At 62.9% G+C, this 18,989-nt stretch carries 19 protein-coding genes; all 19 read right to left on the bottom strand.

Annotated features, from left to right (window positions below):
* Window positions 1-11: 11 nt before the first annotated feature.
* Complete coding sequence (locus tag G9C89_RS05035; RefSeq protein WP_172145580.1) at window positions 12-1,103, bottom strand: acyl-CoA dehydrogenase family protein; 1,092 nt, start codon at window positions 1,101-1,103, stop codon at window positions 12-14.
* Window positions 1,100-2,293, bottom strand: coding sequence for an acyl-CoA dehydrogenase family protein (locus G9C89_RS05030; protein ID WP_172145577.1), 1,194 nt, complete (start codon window positions 2,291-2,293; stop codon window positions 1,100-1,102). The genes G9C89_RS05035 and G9C89_RS05030 overlap by 4 nt, the downstream gene beginning before the upstream one ends.
* Before the next feature lie 44 nt (window positions 2,294-2,337).
* Window positions 2,338-3,732, bottom strand: coding sequence for an aromatic ring-hydroxylating oxygenase subunit alpha (locus G9C89_RS05025; RefSeq protein WP_172145575.1), 1,395 nt, complete (start codon window positions 3,730-3,732; stop codon window positions 2,338-2,340).
* Between the two features lie 42 nt (window positions 3,733-3,774).
* Window positions 3,775-4,923, bottom strand: a complete 1,149-nt coding sequence (locus G9C89_RS05020; RefSeq protein ID WP_172145573.1) for a thiolase family protein — start codon at window positions 4,921-4,923, stop codon at window positions 3,775-3,777.
* Entirely contained in the window at window positions 4,923-5,381 is a 459-nt protein-coding gene (locus tag G9C89_RS05015) for a Zn-ribbon domain-containing OB-fold protein (RefSeq protein WP_172145571.1), read from the bottom strand. The genes G9C89_RS05020 and G9C89_RS05015 overlap by 1 nt, the downstream gene beginning before the upstream one ends.
* Window positions 5,382-5,515: 134 nt before the next feature.
* Complete coding sequence (locus tag G9C89_RS05010; protein WP_218575911.1) at window positions 5,516-6,247, bottom strand: TetR/AcrR family transcriptional regulator; 732 nt, start codon at window positions 6,245-6,247, stop codon at window positions 5,516-5,518.
* 179 nt (window positions 6,248-6,426) lie between these two features.
* Window positions 6,427-7,221: an SDR family NAD(P)-dependent oxidoreductase gene (locus G9C89_RS05005; RefSeq protein WP_172145569.1), complete on the bottom strand. Its 795-nt coding sequence runs from the start codon at window positions 7,219-7,221 to the stop codon at window positions 6,427-6,429.
* Window positions 7,222-7,242: 21 nt separating this feature from the next.
* On the bottom strand, window positions 7,243-8,007 hold the full coding sequence (locus G9C89_RS05000; protein WP_172145567.1) for a 2-oxo acid dehydrogenase subunit E2: 765 nt from the start codon (window positions 8,005-8,007) through the stop codon (window positions 7,243-7,245).
* The gene (locus G9C89_RS04995) at window positions 8,007-8,237 is read right to left on the bottom strand and encodes a biotin/lipoyl-containing protein (protein WP_172145565.1); all 231 of its coding nucleotides are present in this window, start codon (window positions 8,235-8,237) and stop codon (window positions 8,007-8,009) included. Before G9C89_RS04995 ends, G9C89_RS05000 begins: the two co-directional genes overlap by 1 nt.
* 18 nt (window positions 8,238-8,255) lie before the next feature.
* Entirely contained in the window at window positions 8,256-9,251 is a 996-nt protein-coding gene (locus G9C89_RS04990; RefSeq protein ID WP_218575910.1) for an alpha-ketoacid dehydrogenase subunit beta, read from the bottom strand.
* Window positions 9,248-10,234, bottom strand: a complete 987-nt coding sequence (locus G9C89_RS04985) for a thiamine pyrophosphate-dependent dehydrogenase E1 component subunit alpha (protein WP_172145563.1) — start codon at window positions 10,232-10,234, stop codon at window positions 9,248-9,250. The genes G9C89_RS04990 and G9C89_RS04985 overlap by 4 nt, the downstream gene beginning before the upstream one ends.
* Window positions 10,235-10,566: 332 nt before the next feature.
* Window positions 10,567-10,890, bottom strand: a complete 324-nt coding sequence (locus tag G9C89_RS04980; RefSeq protein ID WP_172145560.1) for a putative quinol monooxygenase — start codon at window positions 10,888-10,890, stop codon at window positions 10,567-10,569.
* A 9-nt stretch (window positions 10,891-10,899) separates the two neighbouring features.
* Window positions 10,900-12,081, bottom strand: a complete 1,182-nt coding sequence (locus G9C89_RS04975) for an aromatic ring-hydroxylating oxygenase subunit alpha (protein ID WP_172145557.1) — start codon at window positions 12,079-12,081, stop codon at window positions 10,900-10,902.
* Window positions 12,082-12,247: 166 nt separating this feature from the next.
* On the bottom strand, window positions 12,248-12,862 hold the full coding sequence (locus G9C89_RS04970) for a glutathione S-transferase family protein (RefSeq protein WP_172145554.1): 615 nt from the start codon (window positions 12,860-12,862) through the stop codon (window positions 12,248-12,250).
* A gap of 25 nt (window positions 12,863-12,887) precedes the next feature.
* Window positions 12,888-13,646, bottom strand: coding sequence for an SDR family NAD(P)-dependent oxidoreductase (locus tag G9C89_RS04965; RefSeq protein ID WP_172145552.1), 759 nt, complete (start codon window positions 13,644-13,646; stop codon window positions 12,888-12,890).
* Between the two features lie 50 nt (window positions 13,647-13,696).
* A complete protein-coding gene (locus G9C89_RS04960) occupies window positions 13,697-14,422 on the bottom strand; it encodes a ThuA domain-containing protein (RefSeq protein WP_218575909.1) in 726 nt (241 codons plus the stop codon).
* A 66-nt stretch (window positions 14,423-14,488) separates the two neighbouring features.
* Entirely contained in the window at window positions 14,489-15,286 is a 798-nt protein-coding gene (locus G9C89_RS04955; protein WP_172145547.1) for an SDR family NAD(P)-dependent oxidoreductase, read from the bottom strand.
* Window positions 15,286-17,748: an efflux RND transporter permease subunit gene (locus G9C89_RS04950; protein ID WP_172145545.1), complete on the bottom strand. Its 2,463-nt coding sequence runs from the start codon at window positions 17,746-17,748 to the stop codon at window positions 15,286-15,288. The genes G9C89_RS04955 and G9C89_RS04950 overlap by 1 nt, the downstream gene beginning before the upstream one ends.
* Window positions 17,732-18,895 carry a WD40/YVTN/BNR-like repeat-containing protein gene (locus G9C89_RS04945; RefSeq protein WP_218575908.1) on the bottom strand — a complete coding sequence of 388 codons (1,164 nt, stop codon included), beginning with the start codon at window positions 18,893-18,895 and terminating at the stop codon, window positions 17,732-17,734. Before G9C89_RS04945 ends, G9C89_RS04950 begins: the two co-directional genes overlap by 17 nt.
* Window positions 18,896-18,989: the final 94 nt, after the last annotated feature.

Raw genomic sequence — 18,989 nt, 5'->3', positions numbered from 1 at the left:
CGCGGCCTCCTTCAGGCGTCTGCCAGCGACAGCTCGACGAAGCGCAGAAACTGCTCGTCGCGGTTGCCGAACAATGCCGCATTGACCATCAGCCGGCGGAAATAGTGGCTGACCTCCAGCTCCTCGGTGATGCCCACGCCACCGTGCAGCTGGATCGCCTCGTTGCCGATGTGTCTGGCGGCCTGGCTGATGTAGGCGCGCGCGCCACTCAGGGTGCGCGCCCGTTCGGCGGCAGGCAGGCACATGGCCTGCTGGGCGGCGAGGGTCAGTGCACGGATTTCCTCGGTCAGCAGGTAGAGTTCGGCCATGCGATGCTGCAGGGCCTGGTTGCCCGCCAGCGGCTTGCCGAACTGCTGGCGCACCTTGAGGTAGTCGTTGGTGATGCGCAGCAGGCTGGTTGCCACACCCAGTGCCTCGGCACAGAGCGCCACGCTGGCCTCATCACACACCTCGGCCAGGGCCTGTTCGGCACTCGGTGCACCGGCTTGGGGTTGCAACAGCGACGCCGGGGCCGCGGCGAACTGCAGATTGGCCGCGCCGCGGCCGTCGACCAGGCGGAAGGCCTGACGGCTGACCCCGGCGGCGCTGGCCTCGACCAGGCAGAAACGCAACTGGCCCTCGGCATCGCGCGCCGGCACCAGCAACTGCTCGGCAATGTCGCCATGCAGCACGGCCTGCTGGCTGCCGCTGAGCCGCCCCTCGGCGTAACGGCACAGCTCATGGCTGACGCCATGGCTGAGCACCAGTTTCAGGCGGCCCTCGGCGAGGGCCGGCAACAGCTCGGCCTGCTGCGCCGCGCTGCCCTGCTTGAGCAACAGTCCGCTGGCCACCACCACGCAGGCCAGCAGCGGCTCGAGCAGCAGCCGGCTGCCGACCACTTCCATCAGCGCGCCAACGGCCACGGCATCGCCTGCCAGGCCGTCGAGTTCTTCCGGCAGGCGCAGCGACAGCCAGCCGAATTCGGCGAAATCCTGCCAGGTCTGCGCACTGAAGGCGCCCGGCAGTTGCAGCAGCGGCGCGCGCTGGAGAAAGCTGTAGCGATCGGCGCTGTAGCGTTCCAGGCTGTCGCGCAGCATGGCGATTGTGTCGAGATCGGTCGTCATAAGCCCAGCACCACCTTGGCCACGATATTGCGCTGAATTTCCGACGAGCCACCGAAGATGGTCGCGGCGCGATTGTAGAAGTGCTCCTTGAGAATCCCGCCGCTGTCGTCCGGACCGAGCGGCGGCAACGTGGCGCTGTGCAACGCCGCGCTGTCGAAGGCGATGCCGGCCGGGCCGAGTGCCTCGACCAGCGCCTGTGCCACGTCCTGGTACAGCTCGGTGCCGCGGATCTTGATCAGCGACGCCTCGCCACCGTTGTCGCTGCCGTCGACCATGGCCTGCACCGCCTGATAGGCGACTTCCTGCAAGGCCATGAAACGCAGCTCGAAGCCGCCGATGCGCTGGCGCAGCAGTGGCTGCTCGATCGGCCGTTGGCCAGATGCATCGGCCTCGCGGGCGAGGCGCTTGAGACGGTCGAGTACGTGCCACGCCTGGCCGATGATGGCGCCGGCGGTACGCTCGTTCTGCAGCAGGAACTTGGCGTACTGCCAGCCCTTGCCCTCCTCGCCCACCAGGTTTTCCGCAGGCACGCGGACGTTATCCAGCCACACCTCGTTGACGTGCACATAGCCATCCATGGTGTGGATCGGCTTGACCGTCACGCCGGGGCTGCGCATGTCGATCAGCAGGAAGGAAATACCGCTCTGCGGCTTGCCCTCGTTACCGGTGCGCACCAGGCAGAACAGCCAATCGGCCCACTGCGCGTAGGTGGTCCAGACCTTCTGCCCGGTGACCAGGTAATGATCACCGTCGCGTACCGCCTGGGTACGCAAGCCGGCCAGGTCGGAACCGGCACCGGGTTCGGAATACCCCTGGGCCCAGAACGCCTCGGTACTGAGAATGCCCGGTAGGAAACGCTGTTTTTGCACCTCGCTGCCGAAGCTGTAGATCACCGGACCGACATACTTGACGCCGAACGGGATGATCCACGGGCAGCCCTGGCGGGCCAGTTCGTCCTCGAAGACGAAACGCTCCAGCGCCGACCATTCCTGGCCGCCATAGGCCTTTGGCCAATGCCCGGCGACCCAGCCCTTGGCCTGCAACAGACGCATCCATTGCACGTAGTCGGCCTTGTCCAGCACCTGATGACGGTGGGCCTTGTCCAGCAGCGCCTCGGGCATTTCCTGCCTGCAGAACTGGCGGACCTGTTCGCGCAGGCGTTGCGCCCGCTCGCGTACATTCTTGTTCATGGCGAATCTCTGTTCAGGCCGGGACAGCACCCCGGCCGTACCGTTTACTTGGCCAACCCGAGGTAATTATCGAGGGTCAGATGGTGGTGACGGATGCGACTTTCCTGGTAGCTGGCCAGGCTGACGGCGCCCTTCTTCGAGGTCTTCAAGCCTTTGGTCATGGCGTCCAGGTTGCCCATGTCCTGATCGAACACCGGGCCCAGCGCGCCCAGCTCGGCGGCCTTGGAGAAGTCCTGATCGTCGGGCAGGCGATTGAGCTTGGCCCCCTCCGGGCATGGCGTGCCCTCGGGATAGCGGCCCAGCAACCAGACATCGAACAGGCAGGCCTCGTGGTTGTCGCCATCGGGGATGGCGCGATAGACGATGTTGCCGAAATAGCCGGCCCAGACCTGGGTGTTGGGAAACACCGAGTAGAGAATCGCGTCGAGCAACTCGGCATGGGTGGCGTGGCTCAAGTCCACGCCGGAAGCCTGGGCGTAGATGCCCCGGTTCAGCTCGCCGATGTACTCGCGAGTGGTCATGCCCTCGGGCAACACATGCTTGCTGCTGTCGGAGTCGGCCATGCGCCCGGACTCTTCGAGGATGTCATGCAGGATCAACGCCTCCTCGACATCCCTGAGATTGGAGCTGGTCACCGCCATGGGCGTGATGCTGCGGCTGATGTGGTCGCCGTACATGTCGTACTGGCTGTCCACGTCGCCGGTGAAGGTCATGATTTGCGGATGGGTGGCGCGGGTGTGCATGGACTCCATGAAGGCTTCCTGGGCCACCTTCCAGTTGCAGGCCATGCGCCGCTGCACGTGCGCGATGGACACGGAACGGCCGAGGTTGTAGTCCTTGAAGTGCTCCGGCAATACATCCAGATGTTCGGCCAACGCCGGCGCGTCCAGGTCCTGGTTGATGAAGACGAAACCGCCCCAGGTATCCACCTTCACCTCCGGCAGCTTCAGCTGACAGGGCTCGAGATGCTTGAAGTCCCAGCTGGTGGGCATGCTCTTGAACTCGCCCTGCAGGTCCCAGGTGAAGCCGTGGTAGGGACACTTGAGCTGGTTGACCGCGCCGCCGCCCATGCGCAGGGCGCGGCCGCGGTGCAGGCAGGAATTGTAGAAACCGCGAATGGCGCCATCCTGGCCGCGCATGACGATGATCGACGTGTTGACGATGTCGTAGACCATATGGTCGCCCGGCTTCTGGATCTCCTCCTCGCGGCAGACCATCTGCCAGGCGTTGGGCCAGAGCTTCTGCGCTTCCAGCTCGTGGAACCAGCGCGCGCTGTAACGCTCGACTGAAAGGTCGTCATCGCTGAACTGTTGGGGATTCGGCTTGAGGAACGCCGGCACGGGCACGCTTTCCTGCTCGAGCAACTGCTGAAACAAATTGGGATCGCCCACCTCTTCCGGTGGCAGCAGAGTGAATTTCGCGTACGTGGGATTGTTCATGCTAGCGCCCTCTTATTCTTGTTGAGCCCGTGTGCCAAGCGCCTATGGCGCTTCGAGAATGGTCACCGCGCTGACGCCCGGTGCACCGTAAACGTGGGTGTAGCCAAGGCGTGGCGCACCGGGCACCTGGCGGGCACCGGCCTGCCGACGCAGCTGGGTGCAGACCTCGATGACCTGCCGCAAACCGGATGCGCCGACCGGTTCGCCATTGGCCAGGCAACCGCCATCGGTATTGACCGGCAGACGACCGGCGATATCGGTGGCGCCGCTGCGCAGCAACAGGCCCTGTTCGCCGTGTTCGCAGAAGCCGTTCTCGGCCAGGTGGATGAGCTCCGAACCGCTGTCGGTGTCCTGCAGCTGGATCACATCGATATCTTCCGGGCCGACACCAGCACTCTCATAAGCGGCGCGGGAGGCGGTCACAGTCGGCGCCGGCGCCTGGCGCGCGGCCAGGCCCGGGCTGAACACCTCGAACGAGCCGTGGTGGCGGGTACGCATGACGGCGGCGCGGACGATGATCGGCGTGTCGCTGTACTTGTGCGCCTGGCTGGCGCGGCACAGCACCAGGGCTGCGCCACCCTCGGCGGGGTTACAGAACATGTACTTGCGCAGCGGCAGATTGACCGCCATCGACTCGGCGATCTCCTCGAAGCTGAGCTCACGACGGCGCCAGGCGTGCGGGGTCAGCGCGCCATTGCGAAAGGCACGCTGGGCCACATGTACCAGCGACTCCTCGGCAATGCCGTGCTCATGCAGATAGCGCTGGGTCTTCAGGGCGAAAAACTGGGTGGTCAGCATCAACCCGGTCTCGCCGTACCAGTCCTCCAGGCCCCAGTCGGCCGGCTGCGGATTGAAGGCGCCGCGCGGGTGCTTGTCGAAGCCGACGGCGAGACCGATCTCGGCCATGCCGGAGCGGATCGCCGACACCACGCTGGCCAGCGCACTGCCGCCGGTGGCGCAACCGTTGGCCACGTTGACGAAAGGAATGCCGGTAAGGCCCAGGTGATTGGCCAGGGCATCGGCATTGCCGGCATCCTGGCTGCCGCCATAGGCCACTCCGACCTGCTCCCATTTCACCCCCGCGTCGCGCAGCGCCTCGCGCACGGCGAAGGCCCCCTGCGCCTGCCCGGACAAACCATCGGTGCGGCCGAAGGAATGCATACCGATGCCGATGATCGCGATGTCTTCCATTACAGGTCTCCCTCGATCTCGATCGTCGGGGCGAAGGCGAAGGTCTGCAGCGGCTGCCCATCCACCCGCTGGCCATAACGCACCAGACACAGGGCCATCGGCATGCCGATCGCCAGTTCAGCCGGATCGGCCGTGGTCAGGCGGCTCTCGACCTTGACCCCGCTGGGCATCTGCACATAACCGACCCCATAAGGCTGAAAAGCCTCCTCAGTCTCACCGCTGTTGTAGGGCGACTTGGGCATAAAGGCCTGAACCGTCCACGACCACAGCCGCCCCTGGTTGCCGATATCGCAAGGCGCCAGATCGCTGCCGCAGCAGGCGGTACAGCTGTCGGTCGCGGGGAAATACATCTCGCCGCATTGGCTGCATTTACTACCGAGCAGGCCGAGCCCAGAGGTGCCCTGCGTGAGCAAGTGCGCCACGGGCAAATGAGGGAGCAGGCTAGTGTTGTTGTTCATCGTCGGAGCTCATTTAAAACCATCACATTTGTTTTTTATACACCTAAAAGAAAGGCGCTACAAGCGCCTTTCCTCTGCCTCGCGGGTGTACGTGCGATTCAGGGGTCGTATCCATATCGGGTGTTCGCGACCTCTCAGGTTTCCACCTTGCTGCCGAGAATGTTGTAGGCCTCACGGAATTCGTTCATGGCGGTCTTTGCCAGCAATTCGTGCAGGCGATCCAGACGATCCCCGCGCAGATAGGGCGAAGGATTCAGCGCCACGCCCTGCAAGGCGTGCATGATCAGGTCACGCAAGACCTCGCCGGTTTCGCGCAGCTCGACCTCCGCCCACACTGGAAAGCGCGTCACCATGCTCGCCGAGATGCGCTCGTCGAGGGACTGCTCCAGCGGCGCCATCACCCCATGCAGTTCGGGATCGGTGCGCGCCCCGCGCATCAATTCATGAAAAGCCAGGAAGGACGGCAGCATGAAATAGTCCTGCAGCACCTTGAGGGTCTGCAGCATGCTGGCCTGGGTCGGAAAACTGCCGGCCGAGAGCGTCACATCCTTGATCGCCGCATCGTATTCCAGCACCCGGATATCGGTGATGTGCGCCGCGGCCGCCGCGAATACATCGGCACGCGACTTGAAGTGATGGGTCATGGCACCACGCGATACGCCCGCCTGCTTGGCAATCTTTTCGGTGGTGGTCTGGGTGTAGCCGATATCCACCAGGCAATGCATGGTGGCGTCGAGAATATGCAGGCGCATCAGCTGACTCTTCTCCGCCTGCCAACCACCATTCTCGGACTTCACCCGCCGTGCCGGCCGCACGGGCCGACGCAGGTCGTTCACTCGTTCTTCACCGGTCATCTGTCCGTCCATTGGTTTCACCTTTCAGAAGCCCTCCAAAGCGCGGGCCGTGTACAGATTTTCAGGTAGATTGCCGGCATCGTACAAAAAAAACAAACAGTTCTTTAATTAATCGAAATGTCCAGCGCCGCTCCCGGATCGGGCAAAAATTGCCGCCGCCGCGGGCGTTTGCGCCCGCTGCAACGGGCGGCTCAGGACAAGCGGATCGAATGGCCACTGTCCACCGTCACCACCGAACCACTCATGTAGGACGATGCCTCGCTCGCCAGCAGCAGCAACGGCCCATCCAGCTCTTCATGACGACCCAGACGCTTGGGCGGCAGGCCGGCGATTTCCTTCATGCCGGCCTCGGACTCATAGAAGGGATTGGTCATCTCGCTGGGAAAAAAGCCCGGCGCGATGGCATTGACCCGAATCGAGTGCGGCATCAGATCCAGCGCCATGTACTGCGTCATGTGAATCAAGGCGGCCTTGGTGGTGCCGTAATTGAGGAAGCAGTACCTGGCCAGGTGGCCGAGAATCGAGGCGATATTGATGATCGTGCCCGGCTGCCCCGCGGCTATCAGGCGCCTGGCCATTTCCTGAGCGACGAAGAATGGCCCGGACAGGTTGGCGTCCAGCAAGGAGTTCCACTGCGCGGGGGTCATCTCCTCGAAAGGCGCGGGATTCGACAGACCGGCGTTATTGATCAGCACATCGACAGTGCCGAATTCACGCTCGCTCGTATCGTATGCCAGCTTGATCGACTCGCGATCGGTGACGTCCATCACGCAGGCCATGGCCTGCCCGCCCTTCTCTCGAATAGCCGCGGCGACCGCCTCGACCCGCTCCAGCCGGCGCGCCACGCAGACCACCTTGGCCCCCGCCTCCGCCAGTACGGCAGCGAAATGCGCTCCGAGCCCCGAGCCCGCCCCAGTCACCAGCGCGACACGGCCCTGCAGGGAAAAGCGCGACTGCACACCTGGATTATTGTTGTTTGTACTCATGCTTTCACTCCTGACTACGACTCACATCAAGTGCGCGGGATCGGCAAGCTGCGCCGCGAGGTAACGGCAGAAACGCGCGGCGTCGGCCCCGTTGATCACCCGGTGGTCATAGCTCAACGACAGCGGCAGCAAGTGCCGGACCTGGACCTGCCCCTCGACCATCACCAGCCGCTCGAACTCGCTGGTTATGCCCAGGATCGCCACTTCCGGCGCGTTGATGATCGGCGTGAACCCCGTCCCGCCAATCGACCCCAGCGAGCTGATGGTCATGCAGCCACCGGACATCTCGCCAATCGGCAAACCCTTATCACGAGCTCGCGCAGCCTTGTCGGTCAACTCGTCGGCCAGCTCGGCGATCGACTTCTGGTCGGCATCGCCGATCACCGGCACCAGCAGGCCCTGCGGGGTTTCCACCGCAACGCCGATATGAAAGTACTGTTTGAGCACCAGCTGCTTGCCGCTCGGCGCCAGAGACGCGTTGAACTGCGGAAAGGCCTTGAGCGCATTGACCAGCGCCTTGATCAGAAACGGCAGCGGCGTCAGCTTGCGACCCAACTCGGCGGCCAACAGCTTGCGGTGCTGGTGCAAGGCATCGATGACAACCTCGTCGTGGTGGGTCACGTGCGGGATCTGCGCCCAATTGCGGCCGAGGAAGGCCCCGGCATAGAGCTGATTGCGCGACAGATCCACCGTCTCGACCGCGCCGAACCGGCTGAAGTCGATCGTCGGCATGGGTGGCAGATTGGCCGGCCAGGCCAGCACCGGCGGCTTGCTCTGGGCCGTCATCAGACCAGCTCCCCGATCACGGTGCCGACCTCGTAGGTTTCCCCGGCTTCCTCGAGGATGCGCAACACCCCGTCGGCGGGTGCCTCGATTTCCTGCAGCGACTTTTCGCTCTCGATGCAGTACAGCGGGTCGCCTTTCTTCACGGCGGCGCCATCGGCCACCATCCACTCGACCAGCGCGGCTTCGTTAACGGAAAAACCCAGTTTCGGAAGAATGATTTGCGTCGTCATGATCTGAACCCGTCCTGTCTATTTGAGCGCTTCGAGAATGGCCGCGGTAATCCGCTCTTTGGTTGGAATGAAGGCGTCTTCCAACGCCTTGGAGAACGGCACCGGCGAGCGCGCCGCACCGACCCGGCCGACCGGCGCCTTCAATTCGTGGAACAGCTCTGCATGCAGGCGCGTGGCAATCTCGGCGCCCACGCCGAAGTCGACCTGGGCCTCGTGAGCGATCACCGCGCGGCCGGTCTTGCGCACCGAATCGAGCAGGGTCGGCATATCCAGCGGGGCGATGGTGCGCAGGTCGATCACCTCCACCGAGATACCTTGTTGTTCCAGCTCCTTGGCCACGGCCTGCACTTCGACCATGGTGCGGCTGTAGCTGATGACGCTGACGTCGCTGCCTTCGCGCACGATCTTGGCCTTACCCAGCGGCACCCGCTCGCCCGGCACCGGTGCCTCGCCCTGGGCGAAGTACAGTGGCAGGCTCTCGATGAACAGGCAGGGATCGTCGTCGAAGATGCACGACAGCAGCAGGCCGTAGGCATCGGCCGGATTGGACGGCGCCACTACCTTCATTCCGGCGGTATGGGCGAACCAGGCCTCCAGGTAATCGGCATGCTGACCGCCGGTGCCGAAACCGGCGCCGGTCGCGGTGCGGATGGTCAGCGGCACATGGGTCTGGCCACCGGTCATGAAGCGCAGCTTGGCGGCATGGTTGACCACCTGATCCATGGCCACGGTGATGAAGTTCATCAGCATGATCTCGGCCACCGGGCGCATGCCGCCCAGTGCAGCGCCGACGGCAGCACCCATGATCGCCTGCTCGGCGATCGGCGTGGACCGCACCCGCTCGGTGCCGAAACTGTTGGACAACCCGGCGGTGCACTTGAACACCCCGCCGCCCTGCGGGTCGGCGACATCCTCACCGAGCACCACCACCGACGTATCGACTTCCATTGCGTGGTGCAGGGCCATGACAATGGCCTGGGACATGTTCATGCGCTTGGCTTTGACGGCAGTCATGCGCGCTTCTCCTCGGCATAGACGTCCCGGCTCAGCTCGGACACGTCTGGATAGGGACTGGCCAGACCGAATTCGACGGCCTCTTCGAAATCGTCGGCATTGGTTTTTTCAAGGGTGCTGAGTTGCGCGTCGCTGGCATGGCCGTGCTCGATCAGCCAGGCGCGATAGGCCGGCATCGGATCGGCGGCAATTGCAGCAGCCATTTCGGCCTTGTCGATGTAATGGCTGTCATCGCCCAGCAGGTGACCACGGAAGCGGAAGGTCTTGGCTTCCAGCAGGGTTGGCCCCAGCCCGGCGCGAGCGCGCTCGATGGCCTCGCGGGCAGCCCCCCACATCTCCTGCGCGTCGTTGCCGTTGCACTGGATGCCGTGCATGCCGTAGCCGATGGCGCGGTCGACGATGGCGCGAGCACCGGTGCCGTATTCGTACTTGGTGTGCTCGGCATAGCCGTTGTTCTGGCAGACGAATACCACTGGCAGCTTCCACACCGAAGCCAGGTTCAACGCCTCGTGAAAGGCACCGATATTGGTCGCGCCGTCGCCGAAGTTGCACACCGTGACCTGGCCGCTCCGCTTCAGCTGCGCAGCCCAGGCCAGGCCGTTGGCGATCGGCAGGCCGGAGCCGACCACACCGGTGGTCACCGGCAGGCCGGAGGCCAGGTGGGTGATGTGCATCGGCCCGCCCTTGCCCTTGCAGGTACCGGTGGCACGCCCCATGAACTCGGCGACGAAGGGCCGCAATGGAATGCCCTTGGCCAGCTGGTCGTGGATGCCGCGGTAGGTGGTGATCACGTAGTCGTCGGCGCGCAGGTTGACCGAGATGGCCGCCGGGATGATCTCCTGGCCGCGGGTCGAGTAGTACGGCGAGGCGATCTGCCCGGCCTTGATCAGCTCGATAAAGCGGTCGTCGGCGGTCTTGATCAGGTTGGCCCTGCGGTAGATATCCAGCAGCACCGCGGAATCCGGAGATTTGGCCTCAGCCATGGTGACCTCACATGTTCGTGACTTGTTGTGGTGAAAAACCAGGCCCGCAGGCCAGCCATGGGGACAATCTAGAACAAACCCAGACAAAAACCAACAGGTAAGTTTGTTTTTAATAAAATAAGCACTCGACCCGCCATACCGCCCGCGCTCGAGGTGCGCCAGGTATGGCGATAGCCTTGCGAAAGCCCTTAATTGAGACGTATCGGATTGCCAGAGACGCGCATCAACCCACCGTGATACGCCGGGGGTCAAATCACCTCCGGGGGCAGTAGGCTGAATGGGAACGGGATGCACAGCCCTGGCCTGGTGAACGCGTAGCCACCAGGCCTCGATCAGTCGAGGTGCGAATGCTCGACGGTGCCGACGGCAGACACTGTGTACTTACGCACATCCACACTGGGCAGACCGATATCCGCGACCTGCTTCAAGAAGGCGCGGATGTGCGGCGACTTCAAGTGTTCGTCGAGGGCGGCGTCGGAGTCCCATTCCTCACTGATCCACAACACGTTGGGGATCTGGATATCGCGGGCAAAGGCATAGACGCGGCAGCCGGCCTCGGCCCGTGTCCGCTCGATTATGTCTGCGACAGCCGCCAGGTAGTCGTCGATGCGGCCGGCTTCTATTTCCAGCCGCGCACTGATTGCAATGAGGCTCATAGCGGTTCCTTACTCTTGTTGTAATGGCCCGAGAGGCAGCTGTGGGTTCAGGTAGTGATCGATCCAGCGATGGAACTCCTGATTGCCCACCTCGTTGCGGCCAAAGGTGACGTGCTCGTGGGCACCGCTGGCCAGCCCCTGCTGGATCTTCAAGCCGAGGCTGTAGTCCTCGGTGTCCACCACCTGTTTGAGCCAGTCCATCATGGTCTCGTTGGCTTGGCGCTGCTCCTCGTTCTGCGGCGCCTGGCGGTGGATGAAATGCAGCACGGTACGGTTCTCCCCCACTGTCGGCCCGGGGATCAGCTGGGCAACCTGGGTGATTTCCGGTGCGACGAAAATCGACACGTTGGGGAACAGCGTGCGAACGAAGTCGTAGCCGTTGTTTTCATGTCGATGCAGCTGTTGCGGGTCGACCGCGCCCAGCTTGGCTTGCATGTCCTTCTGCGCAAAGCCGATCAGCTGATGCGGGCCGTAGAAATGGAACGCCATCATGTTGGAAAAGGTGCGCTGGTGAATCGTCTCCGGATGCGCCGAGGCGAAGTGATAGCCCTCCAGATAACCGTCGTAGGCCACCTTCCAGTTGGCACCGTAAATTTCACGGTTGCCGCAGTAGTGCCAGTCGGCGAATCCCAGTTGCTCGATGTCCTCGATCATGCCGCCGAGGAAACCGGCGAAATCCACCTCCAGCCCCGGGGTCAGCACGACGAAGATCAGCCCGGCGCGTTCGTAGACCGGCAGTTGGGTCAAGCCCATGGCGGCCTTGTCGACATCACCGTAGGTGTCCTGTGCGGCGATGCGGTTCAGGCTGCCGTCGTTGCCATAGACCCAGGCATGGTAAGGACAGGCGAACTTGTCGCACTTGCCGCTGCCTTCGGCCAGTTTCATCGCGCGGTGCGCGCAGACGTTGAGCATCGCGCGGACGCTGCCGTCCTTCAGGCGAGTGAGCAGCAGCGGCGTGCCCATCAGGTCGAAGGCTTTGTAATTCCCCGGCTGGGCGATTTCGCCCGACAGCCCGGCGAGGATCGGCAGGCGCTTGAAGATTGCCTCCATCTCACGGTCGAACTGCTGCGGGTCGGTATAGCTCGCCGAGGGAATGCGCAGGTTAGCGTCGACCTGGTCGGTACTGCGGGTCTTGATGTGATCGAGCAAACGCGCGGCGATCCGGTTATGGATTTCTTGTTGTTGTTCCATGGTTTCTCCTCCGGTCGAAGATATTTCGGCAACCCGACCTAAACACTATAGAAACAGATTTGTCTGTTTTTCAAAAGCTTTAACAATCACTAGCTGATATCCCCGATATCTGCCAGCACCTGCCGCCCTCGCACAGACATCGCTGAGCTGCCAATGCATGAGACTGTCAGCTCAGGGCGCTGGCACGCGCGCCCATGGCGGCCTGCCAGCGAGCTAAATTGACGCACCGCTCGCTGTCGAGCCCCTGCCCCACCTGAGCGCCGAACTGCAGAAAGCAGAACAGCAGCAAATCGGCCACGCTCAAGCGCTCGCCACAAACAAAGGCTTGTGCGCCTAGCTGCTCGTCGAGCCAGTACAGCCCCTCGACAGCGGCCAGCTTGAGCTGATCGGCTGCCTGCGGATAACAAGGCACGCGGTTTTTGAACAGTTCGAAGCCCTCGGCGGCGCGGAACCCAGCAGTCATCGGCTGGACCACCGACTGCTCGACCCGGCGCCACCACATACGCGTTTGGGCTCGCTGCGAGGCTGTCGCACCGATCAGCGGGATGCTGGGAAAAACCTCCTCCAGGTATTCGCAGATCGCCGCGGTCTCGCTGATCACCTGGCCGTCATCGAGTTCGAGAACCGGCGTGGTGCCGGTCGGGTTGAGCGCGAGAAAGCCCGCTTGGCGATTTTCGCCGCCGACGATGTCGACCTCGACCGGCGACAACTGGATGCCCTTCTCCGCAGCGAACATGCGTACCAAGCGCGGATTGGGCCCGATCGAACTGTAAAGTTTCATCCACCCTACTCCCTCGGTCACCGGCTCAGAATTGCACGCGCTTGGTGTAACCGCCATCGATGACCAGGTTGCTGCCGGTGATGTACGACGCCATCGGGCTGGACAGGAAGACCATCGAGCGCGCCACGTCCTCGACCTTGCCGAAGCGCCCCAGGGGCATTTCCGCCAGGGTCTTGGTGTACAACTCGGGCATCGCTTCCTTGATCGCCGTCCAATTGCCGCCTGGGTACTCGACCGGGCCGGGGCAGATCATATTGACGCGGATGTTCTTCGCCGCCCACAGCTGCGACAGCTGCTTACCGTAGGTGATGATCGCCGCCTTGATGGCATTGAACGCCTGCGGGTAGATGAAGGTTTCCACCGCCGCGGTGCTCGACATCAGGATCACCGAGCCTGCATCGCTGGCGCTCAGCGCCTCTTCAAGCGTCTGGCAGCCGGTCACCGCGCCCATCATGTCGAGGCGGAAACTCATATCCCAATCCATGGTGCCCTGGGCGCCCGAGGAACTGGCGTTGTGGATGAAGATGTCGCAGCCGCCCAGACGCGCCACCGCCGAATTCAGCCAGGCCTCGTAGGCCGCGCCGTCGTTCATGTCGAAGGCATCGCCGTAGACCGCGCCGCCATACACCTGCAGCGCCTTCACCGTGTCCGCGACGCGCTGGGCATCGCGGGAGAAAAAGGCGATGTCGCAGCCTTCTTGCGCATAAAGCTCCAGCGCGGCCCGGCCGATGCCGCGACTACCGCCGTTGATGATGACTTTTTTCCCGCGAAGTCCGAGATCCATTGAGCTAGCTCCTCATCGTAATTTGATCGACCGACGCACGCCGGACAGGGTTAATTCGCGGGCTGATCGAGGCGTGCCGCCCAGTTCAGGCCGCGACGCAGCAATTCATGGAACGTTGGGTGGTCCCAGGCGCAGCGATCGACCTGCGGCCAGAAATCCATCAGCGGGCGCAAGTCGTAATGGCCGCGACAATGGCCGAGGGTCAGGTAGAGCACGGCGCCCTTGCCCAGGGGCCGCAGATAGAGCACCGGATGGCGCTGGGCCGGCCACTGGTCACGGACGAAACCGGGGGTTTCGCCCTCGAACGCGGTATCCAGCAGCACCTCGACCTCGGCCGTCATGTCCATCAGGTAGCGCTCGTCGGTCACCTCGAAAGGCTCGATGCCGCGTACCAGCGGGTGCTCGGGCTTGGCCACGTCGACACAGAACGGGCCGATCGGTGGATGCGCGGCGAATTGCGAGCCGAGCGTTGTCATCAAATGCGGCGCCCAGGCGGGGGTATCCACCAGGCCGTTGTCGAGAAAGCGCAGAATCGAGTTGGTGCCATGCAGCGCATACCAGCGCCCGCCCTGCTCCAACCATTGGCGCAGGGCGATCTGCTGCTCCAGGCTGGGGATGACCTCGCAGGTGTAGGTCAGCAGAAAGTCAGCGGCACGAATGGCCTCCAGATCCCTGTAGTCCTCGAACACGCGCACGCGGATGCGCTGGTTTTCGCCGAGCAGCTTGAGCAGTTCCAGACGAGCGAAATCGATATCGTGGTAGTTTCCGGCCGCCACAAGAACACAATCAATTCTGCCTGTTTGTTTAATTTCCATGTCGACACCCTGTTCCATGACTAATCCTCAGGCGCTGGCTGTTGCAGCCAGCGCCTTTGCCACCGCGGCCCCTAGATCGGCACGGGTCGGATTACCGCGCAGCAGCAGACCACCATTGATCTGCAGGTTTTCACCGGTCATGAAACATTCATCACTGGCCAGCCATACGGCGGCCGCGGCGATATCGGCCTTGGTGCCGATACGGCCCAGCGGATAGCGCCCGACGAAACACTCACGCACCCCCGGTGTGGCCAGCGCCTCTACCGTCATCGGTGTTTCGGTCAACCCCGGCGAAATCGAATTGGCGCGGATACCGCGGCTGCCGAACTCGTTGGCCACGCACCTCAGCACATGATCGATGCCGGCCTTGGTGCCGATGTAGGCGGCGTAGTTCTCGATCACTGCCTGGGTAGTGGCCGAGCCGATCTGGATGATCGAGCCACCGTCGCGCATGACCTCGATCACGGCCTGGAAGAACAGGAAAGGCCCCTTGAACTGCAAGCTGGTGATCTTTTCCAGGTCGTCCTCAGTGGTTTCCAGAAAGCCCTTGCTCAGCCCCCAGCCCACGCTATTCACCGCAATATCGAGCGCACCGCCCCAGGCCAGAACATGGGCGGTCAAGGCCGCCAATTCGCTTTTGCAGGTGATGTCGCACGGAAAGTACGCGCCCTCGACCTCCTCGGCGAGACGCGATATTTGCGCCACATTACGCCCCGCCAGCACCACCCTCGCCCCCTCGGCGGCAAAGCGGCGGGCGATCTCCTGGCCCATGTTGTCGCGGCCGGCACCGATGATCAGTGCGACCTTGCCTCGAAGTCTGCTCATCAGACAGCGCCCTCTGCGACTGCATTGGCGTTGGGCTGTTTGCGGGTCAAGTGCTGAGCGCGCGCGGATTCGCCCTGGAGCAGGAAGTGGGAAAGTGCCGGCACCAGAATCAGCGCGCCAAGCATGTTCCAGGCGAACATGAAGGTCAGCAGGATGCCCATGTCGGCCTGGAACTTGATCGGCGACCAGGCCCAGGTGATCACGCCGGCGGCCAGGGTCACGCCGACCAGCGCCACCACCTTGCCAGTGGTCGCCAGCGCCTTTTTGTAAGCCTCAGCCACCGGCATGCCGGTACGCTGGAAGGCCAACTGGATGCTCAGCAGATAGATCGCGTAGTCGATGCCGATCCCCACCCCGAGCGCCACCACCGGCAGGGTGGCGACCTTGATGCCGATGCCCAGGTGTACCATCAGCGCTTCGGCGAGAATCGAGGTGAGAATCAGCGGCACCAGGGCCACGATCACCGCACGCCAGCTGCGGAAGGTGATCAGGCACAGCAATGCCACGGCCGCATAGACGTAGAACAACATCTGCCGGTTGGCGCCCTTGACCACGATGTTGGTCGCCGCGTCCACGCCCGAGTTACCGGCAGCCAGCAGGAACTTGCGGTCCTCGGTGTCATGCTCTGCGGCGAACTCACTGGCCACCTTGACCACGCGATCGAGCGTTTCAGCCTTGTGGTCGGCCAGGTAAGCCACCACCGGCGTCAGCGTGCAGCGGGTATTCAGGTACTCGGAGTTCCAGGACACCGCATTGCCGATTTGCGCATCGATGATGCCCTGGTTGTCGCTGATCGTGGACCATTTCGGATTGCCCTCGAACATGCCGGCGGTATAACCGCGTACCGTGTCCGCCAGCGAGGCGGTGCGCTGCACGCCGGGGATTTGCGCCAGCTGCCAACCCAGGCGATCGACCTCCGTCAGCGTTTCATAAGTGCGGCAGCCATCGTTACCGGTTTTCACCATCACCGCGAACACGTCGCTGGAAATGCTGTAGTGCGAGGTGATGAAGGCATTGTCCAGGTTATAGCGGGAGTCCGGGCGCAGCTCCGGCGCACCGGCATCCAGATCGCCGACCTGCAGCTGCAGCGAGGTCATGAAACCCCAGGCGCCCAGTGCCAAGCCGACCAGCAAGGCACCCAGGGCCCAGCGTCGCTCGGTAAAGCGCTCGAGGGTCGACCATACATGGCCGAAACCGGAAGCCTGTTGGGAATCGGCCTGCTCCACCGCCAGACTGCGTTGCGCCGCCTTGGGCGTAACGCCGATATAGGACAGCAGCACCGGGATCAGAATCAGGTTGGTGAAGATCAACACCCCGACGCCGATACTGGCGGTCAGGGCCAGCTCGCGGATCACCGGGATGTCGATGATCATCAACACGGCAAAGCCCACCACGTCCGCCAACAGCGCGGTCACGCCGGCCAGGAACAGGCGGCGGAAGGTATAGCGAGCGGCGACCAGACGGTGGGTGCCGCGGCCGATGTCCTGCATGATGCCGTTCATTTTCTGCGCGCCATGGCTGACGCCGATGGCAAATACCAGAAACGGCACCAGCATGGAGAATGGATCGAGGTTGTAACCGAACAGGGCGATCAGACCCAATTGCCAGACCACCGCCACGATCGAACAGCACAGCACCAGCACGGTACTGCGGATGCAGCGGGTATAGGCATAGATGATGGCGGCGGCGATCAGCACGGCAGCGAGGAAGAACAGCGCGACCTTTTCCAGCCCGGCGATCAGGTCGCCGATCATCTTGGCGAAGCCGATCACATAGATGTTGACCTTGGCCTGCTCGCCCTCGCCATAGCGCTGGCGGATCGTCTCGATCGACTGCGACAGCGCCTGGTAATTCACCGCCTTGCCTTCGGCATCCCTGGCCATCAGCGGCACGACTATCATGCTCGAGCGATAGTCATGCGCCACCAGGCTGCCAACCGCATCGGCACGCCCGATGTTGAGGCGCAAATCTTCGATCGAACGCGCCGAGCCGTCGTAATCGTTGGGCAATACCGGCCCACCGGTGAAGCCCTCCTCGGTGACCTCGGTCCAGCGCACCACCGGAGTGAAGATCGACTTCATCCAGGGCCGATCGACTCCCTGCAGGATGAAGATCTCATCATTGATCTTGGCCAATTCGGCCAGGTACTCGGCATTGAAAATATCGCCGTCCCTGGCCTCCACCACGATACGTACCGAATCGGCCAGACCCCGCAACTCGCTGCGGTTGTCGAGAAAATTCCTGATGTACTCCTGCCCGTGCGGCAGCATTTTTTCGTAGCTGGCGGCGATCTTCAGATCGCGCAGTTGCAGCCCGAGAAACAGGGTCAACAGCACGCAACTGGCGATTATCAGCACGCGGCTATTAAAGATCAGCTGCTCGAGCAAACTGCCGGAGCGGCCATCGAAGTCCTTGAGGTCTTCGATCACAGCCATTTTCGTGGCGTCAGTGACGGTAGCCATAGCCAGCTCCAAGCAAGGTGGACATAGGATCGGAGGTGCTATCGACTACGGCACTCGATTCCCTGGCCTTGATGGCCGCCAGCGCCATCGTTTCGCGCTGCACACCGCTGGCGCCCACCAAGGTCAGGTTGCCATCCACCCCGGCCACCAAGCCAAACAGCGGCATCGACTGCTTGAGCTGCACCCGGCTGAAGGTCCGGCCTTCATCCATGCTCAAGTCCACCTCGCCGGCCAAATTGGTCAGTAGTAGATGCCCGCTCGGTAAAAACACCCCAGCCGTGATGCCGGCCTGGGTATCGACCGGGATACGCGCCCAATTCACGCCCTCGTCGGTGGAACGAAACACACTGCCGCGCATGCCGAAAGCGATCAGGCTTTTACCGTTACTGGTCGCGCCGAACAGCGTTCCGGCATAGTCGGTGGGGATGGCGACGAATGACGCCTGATCGTGGCCCATGCGCCAAACCATGCCCTGCTCGCCGGTTATGTAGAGCGCCCGCGCGTCGGCACTGAGCGAATAGAAATGCAGCTCGTTGGGATTGTCGACCCGGTGCAGCCAGGGTTCCCAGGTCTTGCCCCCGTCGACCGTTTTAAGAATCCGGTTGAACAGCCCCACCACGAATCCGACCTGTTCATCGATGAAATGCACTGCCATCAGCGGCTGCGTACCGCCATAGCCAATCAAGCTCTGCTCGCGCTCGATATACAGCTGCGCGTTCTCCAGCGCACCACCGCGAGCGTTGTCCGTGTAGTAATCGAGGATCAGCCTGGATGCCTGCTGCCCATCCAGCTGCAACGCCCAGTTGAAACCGCCGTCCTCGCTATGCAACACCACCCCGCCATGACCCACGGCCCAGCCGTGTTGCGGGCTGGGAAAACTCACTGCCACCAGATCACTGCTGACAGGCACCCGTGCCTGCAGCCAGCTATGGCCAGCGTCTTGGGAAAGGGCAATGTGCCCACGCTGCCCCACCGCTACCCTACGCTCGCCAGCCATGGCAACGGCTATCAGCGGGCTCATGAGCAATTTCTCGCTCATTGCCGCAGCAACCTGCGTCGGATCTTCAAACGCCTGAACATAGCCACAGGTCATCAGCCAGATACTCAGCAAGAAGGCCCTGCAATCAGAAAAAGCAAAGACTCGCATCGAAACTCTCCTCACACCGCAGCCCCAGAAGATGCAGGGCTATCGCCCTGCCCCTGAAAACGCGCGGACATGTTCCACAAGCAAGCATCAGCCT

The sequence above is a fragment of the Pseudomonas tumuqii genome (assembly GCF_013184545.1).
In the GTDB taxonomy this organism is placed as follows: Bacteria; Pseudomonadota; Gammaproteobacteria; order Pseudomonadales; family Pseudomonadaceae; genus Aquipseudomonas; species Aquipseudomonas tumuqii.
The sequence above is the reverse complement of the archived record's forward strand: the minus strand, read 5'-3'. Positions and strand labels throughout refer to the sequence as shown.